The sequence below is a fragment of the Kitasatospora sp. NPDC028055 genome (assembly GCF_040637885.1).
Taxonomy (GTDB): Bacteria; Actinomycetota; Actinomycetes; order Streptomycetales; family Streptomycetaceae; genus Kitasatospora.
In genome coordinates this window covers 152821-165531 of record NZ_JBEZXE010000002.1, presented here as the reverse complement: position 1 = coordinate 165531, position 12711 = coordinate 152821, and the positions used below count along the sequence as shown (strand labels likewise).

Below are 12711 nucleotides of genomic sequence, written 5' to 3'. Positions count from 1 at the left end.
GGAGCAGGGGCGGGGGAGCCGTCAGTGGAAGCTGTGCTCCTCGGCCGGGAAGGCCCCGGTGCGGACGTCCTCCGCGTAGGCGCGGGCGGCCTCGCCGAGGACGCCGCGCAGGTCGGCGTACTTCTTGACGAACTTGGGCACCCGGCCCGCCGTCATGCCCGCCATGTCGGTCCAGACCAGCACCTGGGCGTCGGTCTCCGGGCCGCCGCCGATGCCGACGGTCGGGATCGCCAGCTGCTCGGTGACCTGGGCGGCCAGCTCGGCCGGGACGGCCTCCAGCACCACGGAGAAGGCGCCGGCCTGCTGGACGGCCTTGGCGTCGCGGAGCAGCTGGTGGGCCGCCTCGTCGCCGCGGCCCTGGACGGGGTAGCCGCCGAAGGCGTGCACCGACTGCGGGGTGAGGCCGATGTGGGCCATCACCGGGATGCCGGCCTCGACCAGCAGCTCGATGGAGCGGGCGCTGCGCTCGCCGCCCTCCAGCTTGACCGCGCCGACCCCGGCCTCCTTCATCAGCCGGGCCGCGTTGTGCATGGCCTGCGCGGGCGACTCCTGGTACGAGCCGAACGGCAGGTCGGCGACGATCATGGCGCGCTGGGTGCCGCGGACGACGGCGGCGGAGAGCATCACCATCTGATCCATGGTCACCGGCACGGTGGTCTCGTAGCCGAGGTGGCAGTTGCCGGCCGAGTCGCCGACGAGCAGGACGGGGATCCCGGCCTCGTCGAACACGCCCGCGGTGAGGGCGTCGTAGGCGGTGAGCATCGCCCACTTCTCGCCGCGCTGCTTGGCGGCGGCGAGGTCGCGGACGGTCACGCGGCGGTTGGTGACCCCGCCGTAGAGGGTGGCGGTCGACGCCTGGTTCTGGGCAGGCGAAGGCGAAGAAGCGTTCATCGAACGGGCTCCTGAAGGGTTGTCGTCTCGTGGCGCCGTACGGCGTCCCCGGATCACCTCCATGCTTGCACGCCCCGGCGTGTGCGCAAAGAGGGGTGCGGTCGGCGGGGTGCGATCCACGCCACACAGGCCCTCGCGCCCCTCGGGCTTTGCCTCCATTTTACGAAACGGACTCGTCTCGTATCGTATTGGCGGCTACTCTGGTCCAGGGGGTTACGAGACGCAAGCGACTCGCAAATGCCCGCCAGTGCCACGCCAACACGGACGGGAAGACCAATGACCACCGCAGCCGCGCCACCCCGCGTACCGGAAGCCATCCACCGCCGGCGCTGGGCGATCCTGGGCACCCTGGTGCTCGCCCTGCTCGTCGTCGTGCTCGACAACTCGATCCTCAACGTCGCGATGAAGACCATCGCGACCCCCGCCCCGGTCGGACTGGGCGCCACCCAGAGCGACCTGGAATGGGCGATCAACTCGTACACCCTGGTGTTCGCCGGGCTGCTCTTCACCTCGGGCCTGCTCGGCGACCGCTTCGGCCGCAAGCGCGCCCTGCTGGGCGGGATGGTGGTCTTCGGGATCGCCTCGCTGCTGTCCTCGATGGCCGCCTCGCCCGGTGAGCTGATCGGCTACCGCGCCCTGATGGGCGTCGGTGGCGCGCTCGCGATGCCCGCCACGCTGGCGATCATCATGAACGTCTTCGAGCGCGACGAGCAGCCCAAGGCGATCGGCATCTGGGCGGGCGCGGTCGGCCTGGCCATCGCCATCGGCCCGATCACCGGCGGCCTGCTGATCGAGCACTTCTGGTGGGGCTCGGTCTTCCTGGTCAACGTGCCGATCGTGATCGTCGCGCTGGTCGCGATGGCCGTCCTGGTCCCCGAGTCCAAGGACCCGAACCCGGGCCGGATGGACCCGGTCGGCGTACTGCTGTCGATCATCGGCCTGGTCGCGCTGATCTACGGCATCATCAAGGGCGGCGAGCTGGCCGACTTCACCGCGTTCGCGGCCTGGGGCCCGACCCTGCTGGGCGTGCTCGCGCTGGTCGCCTTCGTCTGGTTCGAGCGCCGCACTCCGTTCCCCGCGCTGGACGTCACCTGGTTCCGCAACAAGGTGTTCAGCGCCTCGGTGGTGGTCGTCGCGGTGATCTTCTTCGCGCTGATGGGCGTCTCCTTCTTCGGCGTCTTCTACACCCAGAGCGTGCGCGGCTACAGCGCTCTCCAGGCCGGTGTGCTGATGCTCCCGCTGGCCGCCGCCCAGCTGCTGTTCGCCCCCCGGGCCCGGCTGGTGGTCGACCGCTTCGGGGTCGCCGCCACCGCCGCGGGCGGCATGGTGCTGGTCGCGCTCGGCTTCGTCGGCTACACCGTGCTGACCGCGACGACCCCGATCTGGGTGCTGGTCGTGCTCGGCCTGGTGATGGGCGCCGGGATGGCCCACGTCATGCCGCCGGTCACCGTCGCGATCATGGGCTCGCTGCCCCGCGAGAAGGCCGGCGCCGGCTCCGCCGTCAACAACACCTTCCGCCAGGTCGGCGGCTCGCTCGGGGTCGCCGTGCTCGGCGCGGTGCTCTCCACCGTCTACCGCGACGGGATGACCGGCCCGCTGCACCAGCTGCCCCAGGCCGTGCAGGAGAAGGCCGGGGCCAACCTGGACCGGGCCGCCGAGTCGCTGGAGTCCACCCGGGCCTTCGTCGACCACGTCCCCGGGGGCCTGGCCGACGGGCTGATCGGCCCGGCGAACGACTCCTTCATCCACGCCATGCACGTGGTGGCCTCGCTCTCGGTCGGCATCTCGCTGGTCGGTGCGCTGGTCGCCTGGTTCCTGCTCCCGCGCCGCACCGCCGCCCCCGCGGGTGTTCCCGGCGGCCCGGACGGGCAGGTTCCCGGGCAGCCGGACCAGCCCCGGGCGGCCGCGGCCGCCTGACCGGGGGACGGCTGAGCGACAATGGCCCTGCCGGTCGGTGCCCCCGACCGGCAGGGCCCGGGCCCTGGGCGGGGTCCCCCAGGCCCGGACCGGCCCGGACCGACGGACCCACCGCGGCGCCCGTGCGCCCGGAACCAGTGAGGGAGAGGCAGCGGGGATGAGGACGGACACGCCGAGCGCCGACACCGGGCAGCCCTGCGCGGTGGTCCGCCGCGGCCGGCCCCGCAGCGAGGCCGCCGAGCAGGCCATCTTCACCGCCGTCGAGGACCTGATGGCCGACGGCAAGGCGCTGTCCGAACTCACCATCGAGGGCATCGCCACCGCCGCCGGCGTCGGCAAGGCGACCATCTACCGGCGCTGGCCCAACAAGGAGGCCCTGCTGGTCGACCTGGTCAGCCGGCTGGAGGAGCCGCTCCCGGCCCCCACCGGCGGCGGCGCCCGCGAGGACCTGATCGCGATGGTCGACTACATCCGCCGGCGGGGCCTGGCCAAGCGCACCCGCTGGGTGCTCAAGGCGACGCTCGGCCAGATGCAGACCCTGCCGGAGCTGCACCACGCCTACCGGGAGCGGGTGATCAAGCCGCGCCGCGAGGTCGGGATCCTCGCGATCCGGCGGGCCGTCGCCGAGGGCCTGATCCGCGACGACCTCGACGTGGAACTGCTCGGCGACCTGCTGATGGGGCCGATCCTCTACCGCAGCATCCTCTCGGACGACACCGACCTGGAGGACCCGGACCTCGCCCGCCAGCTGGTCGACTCGGTGCTCGAGGGCATCGGGCGCCGCTGAGGCCCACTCCTTCGTGCCCGACGTGGCCTGGCTCACCAAAGCGGGCCACGCCGGAACCCGCTCCCGGGGCCGCGCGTCTGTCCCGGCATAGGCTGAGCCGGGTATCCGATCGAACCGGCACCAGTCCGGCACCGCGCCCGTACCCCCACGGACCGGACAACGGACGGCGACGGCACGAGCGACGGGAGCCACGGCATGGCGCAGGCGGACAGCACCGAACGGACCACGGCCAGTGGCGGCGCGGGCATGGACGCGGGCGCGGGTGCGGACGCCGGCCGTACCGGCGGCCTCCTCGGCCTGCGGCACTGGGGCCGGGACGCCCGCGGCGCCGGCACCTGGCGGCGCGGACTGCTGATCGCCCTGCTGGCTCTGCTCACCGCCGTGCTGCTGGGCTTCCACGCCCAGGTGCCGAACAGCGTCGGCAACCTCGGCAGCCTGCTGGAGACCTTCCTGCCCTGGGTGGGCCTGGCGGTCCCGGTGCTGCTGGTGCCCGCGCTGCTGCGCCGCTCCGCCACCGCCCTGATCGCCCTGCTGGTGCCCGCCGTGCTGTGGGTCAACCTGTTCGGCGGGCTGCTCTCCGACAAGAGCGGCGGCAAGGGCGACTGGACGGTGGTCAGCCACAACGTCGCCGCTGGCAACACCGACGTGCCGGGCACCGTCCGCGGCCTGGTGGCCTCGAACGCCCAGATCGTCGCCCTCCAGGAGCTGGCCGGCAACCAGCTGCGGGAGTACGAGACCGGGCTCGCCGCGGCCTACCCGTACCACGCGGTGGAGGGGACGGTCGGGCTCTGGTCGAAGTACCCGATCGGCGAGGTCGCCCCGGTGGACCTGCGGATCGGCTGGACCAGGGCGTTCCGGGCCCAGGTCACCACCCCGCAGGGCCCGCTCGCGGTGTACGTCGCCCACCTGCCGTCCGTCCGGCTCAAGGCCGAGGGCGGGTTCACCGTCCACCAGCGGGACGTCAGCGCCCAGGCGCTCGGCGACGCCGTGCAGGCCGAGCCGGTGAAGAAGGTCCTGCTGCTCGGCGACCTCAACGGCACCATGAACGACCGCAGCCTGGCGCCGGTCACCTCGCAGATGCGCTCGGCCCAGGGCGCGGCCGGGGACGGCTTCGGGTTCAGCTGGCCCGCGGCGTTCCCGATGGCGCGGATCGACCAGATCATGAGCAAGGGCGGGCTCCGGCCGGTGGACTCCCGCACCCTGCCCCGGGACGGCAGCGACCACCTCGCGGTGGCCGCCGCCTTCACCTACAGCTGAGGCGTGTCCCGGGCCCCGGGTACGGTCAGCCGCGGCGCCAGCGGTTGGTGATCGGCAGCCGGCGGTCCCGGCCGAAGTTCTTCACCGAGATCTTCGGGCCCGGCGGGTACTGGCGCCGCTTGTACTCGGCGGTGTCGACCAGCCGGACCACCCGGTCCACCACGGCCGGGTCGAAGCCCGCCGCGACGATCGCGTCCCGGCCCTCGTCGCGCTCGATGTAGCGGTCCAGCACGCTGTCCAGCAGGTCGTAGTCGGGCAGCGAGTCGGTGTCCACCTGGTCCGGCCGCAGCTCGGCGGACGGCGGCTTGTCGATGGTGTTCTCCGGGATCGGCGGCACCTCGCCGCGCCGTACGGCCTCCTCGTTGCGCCAGCGGGCGAGGCGGAAGACCAGCGACTTGTAGACGTCCTTGATCGGGCCGTAGGCGCCCACCGAGTCGCCGTACAGGGTGGAGTAGCCGACCGCCAGCTCGCTCTTGTTGCCGGGCGCGAGCACGATGTGCCCCTCCTGGTTGGAGATCGCCATCAGCAGGGTGCCGCGCAGCCGGGACTGGAGGTTCTCCTCGGCCAGGCCGGTCAGCTCGGTGGCGGCCAGGTAGGCGTCGAACATCGGGGCGATGGAGACGGTCCGGAAGTGCAGCCCGGTGCGGCGGGCCAGTTCGGCCGCGTCGTCCCGGGAGTGCTGGGAGGAGTAGCGGCTGGGCATCGAGACGCAGTGCACGTGGTCGGGGCCGAGCGCGTCCACCGCGATCGCGGCCACCAGGGCCGAGTCGATGCCGCCGGAGAGGCCGATCAGCACCGAGCGGAAGCCGTTCTTGACCACGTACGCCCGGGTGCCGGAGACCAGGGCGGCCCAGATCTCGGCCTCGTCGGACAGTCGGGGCGCGATCTCGGCGGCGGGCCGGCCGGCGGGCACCGGGGCCGGCTCGTCGCTCAGTTCGGTGCGGACCAGGTGCAGCCCGTCGCTCAGCAGCAGGCCGTCGGTGTGGTCGCTGCCGGCGGCCGGCAGGTCGAGGTCCAGCAGCACCAGGTGCTCCTCGAACTGCGGTGCGCGGGCCAGGACTTCGCCGTCCGCGCCGACCACGATCGAGTCGCCGTCGAAGACCAGCTCGTCCTGGCCGCCGACCATGTTGACGTACGCCAGGGTGCAGCCCGCCTCGGCCGCGCGGCGCTGCACCAGCTCCAGCCGCTGGTCGTCCTTGTTCCGCTCGTACGGCGAGCCGTTGATGACCAGCAGCAGGCCGGCCCCGGCCTCGCGGGCGGCGGTGACCCGGCCGCCGTCCTGCCAGATGTCCTCGCAGATCGCCAGCGCGACGTCCACCCCGTGCAGCCGCAGCACCGGCAGCTGTTCGCCGGGGACGAACCAGCGGTACTCGTCGAAGACGCCGTAGTTGGGCAGGTGGTGCTTGGCGAAGCGGGTGACCACCTCGCCCCGGTGCAGCACCGCGGCGCAGTTCTGCGGCGACCCGGCGGGGCGGCCGAAGCGCGGCGAGGCGTGGTCGGAGCGCCCGAGGTAGCCGACCACCACCGGCACCTCGCCCAGCCCGTCGTCGGCCAGCCGCCCGGCCAGCTCCACCAGGGCGCCGCGCGAGGCCTCGACGAAGGAGCCGCGCAGCGCGAGGTCCTCGACCGGGTAGCCGGTCAGGGCCATCTCGGGGAACGCGACCAGCTGGGCGCCGGCCTCCACGGCCTGCTTGGTCCAGCGCACCACCTCATCGCTGTTGCGGGCGAGGTCACCGACCCAGGGGTCGATCTGGCTCAGGGCGAGACGGAGATTGGGCATGCTCCGAAGTCTAATCGTCTAACTGACGCAATGTCCCGTGCGGATGGTCGGAACCGGGGGTCGGCCCTGCCGTGCCGCGCGGGGATCGGCCATGATGGGGGCAATCGCTCGATGAGGTCTTTCGGGGGCCTCCCGGGCGTAACACGAGCGTAAAGAGCAGAGGTGAGACTGTCCCCATGGGCAAGCAGCAGCAGTTCGTGCTTCGGACGCTCGAGGAGCGTGACATCCGGTTCGTCCGGCTGTGGTTCACCGATGTGCTCGGGTTCCTCAAGTCGGTCGCGGTGGCGCCGGCCGAGTTGGAACAGGCCTTCGAGGAGGGCATCGGTTTCGACGGCTCGGCGATCGAGGGATTCGCCCGGGTGTACGAATCCGACATGATCGCCAAGCCGGATCCGACCACCTTCCAGATCCTGCCGTGGCGCTCGGAGACCCCGGGCACCGCGCGGATGTTCTGCGACATCCTGATGCCGGACGGCTCGCCCTCCTACGCCGACCCCAGGTTCGTGCTCAAGCGCACCCTGGAGAAGGCCTCCGACCAGGGCTTCACCTTCTACACCCACCCCGAGATCGAGTTCTTCCTGCTGAAGAACCTGCCCGGCGACGGCACCGCGCCGATCCCGGCCGACCAGTCCGGCTACTTCGACCACACCCCGCGCGGGGTGGGCCACGACTTCCGCCGACAGGCCATCACCATGCTGGAGTCGATGGGCATCTCGGTCGAGTTCTCGCACCACGAGGGCGCCCCCGGCCAGCAGGAGATCGACCTGCGCTACGCCGACGCGCTGTCCACCGCCGACAACATCATGACCTTCCGCCTGGTCATGAAGGAGGTCGCGCTGGAGCAGGGCGTGCACGCGAGCTTCATGCCCAAGCCGTTCTCCGAGCACCCCGGCAGCGGCATGCACACCCACGTCTCGCTGTTCGAGGGCGACCGCAACGCCTTCCACGAGTCCGGCGCCGAGTACCAGCTCTCCAAGGTCGGCCGGTCGTTCATCGCCGGCCTGCTGCGGCACGCCGCCGAGACGGCCGCCGTCACCAACCAGTGGGTGAACTCCTACAAGCGGATCTGGGGCGGCTCCCAGCGCACCGCCGGCGCCGGCGGCGAGGCCCCCTCGTACATCTGCTGGGGCCACAACAACCGCTCGGCGCTGATCCGGGTGCCGATGTACAAGCCGGGCAAGCAGGGCTCCACCCGGATCGAGGTCCGCTCGCTGGACACCGGCTGCAACCCGTACCTCGCCTACGCCGTCACCCTCGCGGCCGGCCTCAAGGGCATCGAGGAGGGCTACGAGCTCCCGCCCGGCGCCGACGACGACGTGTGGGCGCTGACCGACTCCGAGCGCCGCGCCCTCGGCATCCAGCCGATGCCGCAGAACCTCGGCGAGGCCATCGACCTGATGCAGCGCAGCGAGCTGGTCGCCGAGACCCTGGGCGAGCACGTCTTCGACTTCTTCCTGCGCAACAAGCGCCAGGAATGGGAGGAGTACCGCTCCGAGGTGACCCCGTTCGAGCTGCGCAAGAACCTCCAGGTGCTGTGAGCAGGTCCTCTGAGCAGGTCCTCTGAGCAGGTGCTCTGAGCGGCGGGCTCGAACCCCTCCGGCCCCTCCGGCCCCGCCGTCGCCCGCCCGGGCGGCGGCGGGGCCGTCGTCACGGGGGCGGTCCACCCGACGGTCACGCCCGGCGCGGGGCCGCCGGGGCGCGTAACCTGCCTGCGGGGGCGGACGGGATGGAGGGGCCGATGGCGGTGGAGGAACAGCGGGCCGGGAGCCGGGTCAGCCGGCCCGAGATCAGGCTGGTCCGGCGCGGGTTCACCGATCCCGCGAGGGCGGTGCGGCTGCTGGAGGGCCCCGGGCTGGAGGGCCTGGCCGACGACCCGGTGCTGCTGGACGCGCTCGGCGCCACCGCCGACCCCGACCTCGCGCTGCTCGGCCTGGCCCGGCTGCTGGAGGCCGCCGACGAGGCCGAACGGCACACCCTGCGGGACACCCTCACCACCTCCAAGCCGCTGCGCGACCGGCTGCTCGGGGTGCTCGGCGTCTCCACCGCGCTCGCCGACCACCTGGCCCGGCACCCGCACGACTGGCACGCGCTGGTCACCTTCGAACTGCGCGACATGCACCCCGGCCCGGCGGACTTCCGCCGCGCCCTCGCCGAGGGCGTCCGGGGCGCCGGCGGCAGCCCGGAGAACGCCCTGCGGATCGCCTACCGGCGCTGCCTGCTGGCCATCGCCGCCCGCGACCTCACCGGCACCACCGACCTCGCCCAGACCGCCGCCGAACTCGCCGACCTGGCCGGCGCCACCCTCCAGACCGCCCTGGACCTCGCCGCCGAGCAGGACCCGGAGGCCGCCGCGGCCTGCCGGCTCGCGGTGATCGGGATGGGCAAGTGCGGCGGCCGGGAACTCAACTACGTCTCCGACGTGGACGTCATCTTCGTCGCCGAGCCGCGCGAGGGCGTGGACGAGCACACGGCCGTCAAGGCCGCCACCCGGCTGGCCGCCGCGCTCACCCGGCTCTGCTCGGACACCACCGGCGAAGGCACCATCTGGCCGGTGGACGCCAACCTGCGCCCGGAGGGCCGCAACGGCCCGCTGGTGCGCACCCTGGCCAGCCACCTCGCCTACTACCAGCGATGGGCCAAGACCTGGGAGTTCCAGGCCCTGCTCAAGGCCCGCCCGGTCGCCGGGGACGCCGAGCTCGGCGCCGCGTACGTCGAGGCGCTCGCCCCGATGGTCTGGCAGGCCGCCGCCCGGGAGAACTTCGTCACCGACGTGCAGCAGATGCGCCGCCGGGTGATCGACTCCATCCCGGCCACCGAACTGGACCGCCAGCTCAAGCTCGGCCCGGGCGGACTGCGCGACGTCGAGTTCTCCGTCCAGCTGCTCCAGCTGGTGCACGGCCGTACCGACCCGGCGCTGCGCAGCGGCAACACCCTGGAGGCGCTGGCCGCGCTCTCCCGCGGCGGGTACGTCGGCCGGGCGGACGCCGCCTCGCTGGACACCGCCTACCGCTTCCTGCGCTCGCTGGAGCACCGCATCCAGCTGCACCGGCTGCGCCGCACCCACCTGATGCCCACCGCCGAGGAGGACCAGCGCCGGCTCGCCCGCTCGCTCGCCGCGCTGATCAACGACGACACCCGCTCCGACCCGGTGGCCGCGCTGCAACGCGAGTGGAAGCGGCACGCGGTGGAGGTGCGGCGGCTGCACGAGAAGCTGTTCTACCGGCCGTTGCTCGACGCCGTCGCCGAACTGCCGCCCGGCGCGGCCGGGTTGACCCCGGACGCGGCCCGGGCCCGGCTGGAGGCGCTCGGCTACGCCGACCCGGCCGCCGCGCTGCGGCACCTCAGCGCGCTCGCCTCCGGGGTCAGCCGCAAGGCCGCGATCCAGCGCACCCTGCTGCCGGTGCTGCTCGGCTGGTTCGCCGAGTCGGCCGACCCCGACGCCGGACTGCTCAACTTCCGCCAGGTCTCCGACGCGCTCGGCCGCACCCCCTGGTACCTGCGGCTGCTGCGGGACGAGAGCGCCGCCGCCGAGCAGCTCGCCCGGGTGCTGTCGGCCGGCCGGCTCGCCCCCGACCTGCTGCTGCGCGCCCCCGAGGCGGTGGCCATGCTGGGCGACCCGCAGGGCCTGGTGCCGCGCGGCCGGGCGGCGCTCCAGTCCGAGATCCTGGCCGCCGGCGGCCGGGCCGGGTCCGCCGCCGCCGCCGTGGCCGCCGCCCGCTCGGTGCGCCGCCGGGAGCTGTTCCGGACGGCCGCCGCGGACGTGCTCGGCCGGCTCGGCGACGACCCGGCCGAGGCGCTGGACGTCGCGGGGGAGGCGCTGACCGCGCTCAACGCCGCCACCCTCCAGGGCGCGCTGAGCGCCTGCGTGGCCGGCTGGGAGGCCGAACACGGGGACCTGCCGACCCGGATCGCGGTGATCGCGATGGGCCGCTTCGGCGGGCACGAGCTGGGCTACGGCTCGGACGCGGACGTGCTCTTCGTCCACGAGCCGCTGCTCGGCTCGCTGGAGCAGGACGCGGCCAGGGCCGCCCAGGCGGTCTGCAACGAGCTGCGCACCCTGCTGGCCGCGCCGTCCACCGAGCCGCCGCTGCTGGTCGACGCCGACCTGCGGCCGGAGGGGCGCAGCGGCCCGCTGGTGCGCACCCTGGCCTCGTACGCGGCGTACTACCGGCGCTGGTCGCACGCCTGGGAGAGCCAGGCGCTGCTGCGGGCCGAGCCGGTGGCCGGGGACGAGGAGCTGGGCGCGCGGTTCCGGCAGCTGATCGACCCGCTGCGCTACCCGGGCACCGGGGTGCCGGAGCGGGACCTGATGGAGATCCGCCGGATCAAGGCGCGGATCGAGGCCGAGCGGCTGCCGCGCGGTGCCGACCCGACCACCCACACCAAGATCGGCCGGGGCGGGCTGGCGGACGTGGAGTGGACGGTGCAGCTGCTCCAGCTCCAGCACGGGCACGAGGTGCCGGGCCTGCGCACCACCCGGACCAGGGCCGCCCTGGCGGCGGCGGTCGGGGCCGCTCTGGTGGAGCCGGCCGACGCGGAGGTGCTGGAAGCGGCGTGGGTGCTGGCCTCCCGGGTGCGCTCCGCGGTGATGCTGGTGCGCGGGCGGCCGGGGGACAGCTTCCCCGGGGAGGCCCGGGAGCTGGCCGGGGTGGCCCGCTACCTGGGGTACGGCGCCGGGCACAGCGGGGAGCTGGTGGACGACTACCGGCGCACCACCCGGCGGGCCCGGGCGGTGGTGGACCGGCTGTTCTACGGGTCGGCCTGACCGGTACGCGCGGGAAGGACCCGGCCGGTACGCGAAAGGGGCCCCTGCCGCGGCAGGGGCCCCTCCTCGTCGGTCGTTCCTCGTCAGTCGTTCCGCGGCCGTCGGCTAGCGCCGTGCGCTGCTGACCGCCGGCTCGCTCCACTGCTCCGGCACGGTGACCGGCTCCTCCGCCTGCTCCCGGGCGGGCACCCGCGGCAGCCGGTAGACCCACTCGTGGTAGAGCCAGCGGGCCGCCAGGAAGCCGACCGCCAGGCAGATCTCGCCGCCGACGGCGTCCATCCAGAAGTGGTTGGCGGTCGAGATGATGACCACCAGGGTGGCCGCCGGGTACATCAGTCCGAGCACCCGGACCCAGGTCCGGCGGGCCAGGAAGAAGATCGCCAGACCGCACCACATCGACCAGCCGATGTGCATCGAGGGCATCGCCGCGTACAGGTTGGAGACGTGCGCGGCGGGCCCGGAGGCGAACGAGCCCCAGGTGTGGTGGGACTGCACGGTGTCGATGAAGCCGCCGTCGGTCATCAGCCGCGGCGGGGCCAGCGGGAAGAAGTAGAAGCCGACCAGGGCGATCCCGGTGGTGACGAACAGCACCGTGCGGGCGGCGACGTAGCGGCCCGGGTGGCTGCGGTAGAGCCAGACCAGCACACCGATGGTGATGATGAAGTGCAGGGTCGCGTAGTAGTAGTTCATCCCGGTGATGAGCCACCCGACGCCGTCCACGGCGTGGTTGATCGAGCGCTCGACCGCGATGCCGAGGTCCTTCTCGAGGTCCCAGATCCAGCGCGCGTGCTTCTGGGCTATCGCTTCCTGCTCCGGGACGGCGTTGCGCACCAGCGAGTAGAGCCAGTAGCTGATCCCGATCAGGGCGAGCTCGAACCAGATCCGCGGTCGGGCCGGCGAGCGCCGCTGGTCCCGGATACGGCCGCGCAGGGCGGCGGTGCGGGACTGGGCGGCACGGGTGGCTCCCTCGGGCAGCCGGGCCGGGGTGGCCTCGGTCGCCTCGGAACCACCACCGTGGGCCGTGTCGGCGCGCCGGGTGTCGCCTCGCTGGATCTCGGTCGGTTCCCCCATGGACGAGAAGTCTGCCAGACCGCTCGTAGCCGTCTGCTCATCCTCTGGAAGTGGATTCTTCACCGGATGTCCCCCTCCAGGGGTAGGGGGCGGATCCCACCGGGGTAGGGGGTGCGGTCGGGTCTGGTGCTTACCGGTGGGACGGACATACGTCCCATTGTCACGCGCTCGGCCGTTCGAACGTAACCGGGGTGGCCGGGCGGGCCGGTGGCCTGGAATTTCCCGGGACGAAACGCTTTCTGC

General features: G+C 73.2%; 8 protein-coding genes. 5 read left to right on the top strand and 3 right to left on the bottom strand.

What is annotated here, in order from left to right:
• Positions 1–21: 21 nt before the first annotated feature.
• Positions 22–891: a 3-methyl-2-oxobutanoate hydroxymethyltransferase gene (panB, locus tag AB0F71_RS04635; protein ID WP_360228097.1), complete on the bottom strand. Its 870-nt coding sequence runs from the start codon at positions 889–891 to the stop codon at positions 22–24.
• A gap of 276 nt (positions 892–1167) precedes the next feature.
• Here panB and AB0F71_RS04630 point away from each other — a divergent pair, with 276 nt between their 5' ends.
• The 3 genes from AB0F71_RS04630 to AB0F71_RS04620 all read left to right on the top strand — a co-directional run bounded on the left by AB0F71_RS04630 (position 1168) and on the right by AB0F71_RS04620 (position 4852).
• Entirely contained in the window at positions 1168–2808 is a 1641-nt protein-coding gene (locus AB0F71_RS04630; RefSeq protein WP_360228096.1) for an MFS transporter, read from the top strand.
• A 157-nt stretch (positions 2809–2965) separates the two neighbouring features.
• Positions 2966–3595 (top strand): TetR/AcrR family transcriptional regulator, encoded by a 630-nt coding sequence (locus AB0F71_RS04625; RefSeq protein ID WP_360228093.1) that lies wholly within the window; start codon positions 2966–2968, stop codon positions 3593–3595.
• A gap of 195 nt (positions 3596–3790) precedes the next feature.
• Complete coding sequence (locus tag AB0F71_RS04620; RefSeq protein ID WP_360228090.1) at positions 3791–4852, top strand: endonuclease/exonuclease/phosphatase family protein; 1062 nt, start codon at positions 3791–3793, stop codon at positions 4850–4852.
• A 25-nt stretch (positions 4853–4877) separates the two neighbouring features.
• Here AB0F71_RS04620 and AB0F71_RS04615 read toward each other — a convergent pair whose 3' ends face one another.
• Complete coding sequence (locus tag AB0F71_RS04615) at positions 4878–6632, bottom strand: NAD+ synthase (RefSeq protein WP_360228087.1); 1755 nt, start codon at positions 6630–6632, stop codon at positions 4878–4880.
• Between the two features lie 176 nt (positions 6633–6808).
• Here AB0F71_RS04615 and glnA point away from each other — a divergent pair, with 176 nt between their 5' ends.
• The gene (gene glnA / locus AB0F71_RS04610; protein WP_360228084.1) at positions 6809–8170 is read left to right on the top strand and encodes a type I glutamate--ammonia ligase; all 1362 of its coding nucleotides are present in this window, start codon (positions 6809–6811) and stop codon (positions 8168–8170) included.
• 200 nt (positions 8171–8370) lie between these two features.
• Positions 8371–11397: a bifunctional [glutamine synthetase] adenylyltransferase/[glutamine synthetase]-adenylyl-L-tyrosine phosphorylase gene (locus AB0F71_RS04605; RefSeq protein ID WP_360228081.1), complete on the top strand. Its 3027-nt coding sequence runs from the start codon at positions 8371–8373 to the stop codon at positions 11395–11397.
• A 105-nt stretch (positions 11398–11502) separates the two neighbouring features.
• On the opposite strand, the gene AB0F71_RS04600 is transcribed toward AB0F71_RS04605, so the two are convergent.
• On the bottom strand, positions 11503–12468 hold the full coding sequence (locus tag AB0F71_RS04600; RefSeq protein WP_360228078.1) for a phosphatase PAP2 family protein: 966 nt from the start codon (positions 12466–12468) through the stop codon (positions 11503–11505).
• Between the last annotated feature and the right edge of the window lie 243 nt (positions 12469–12711).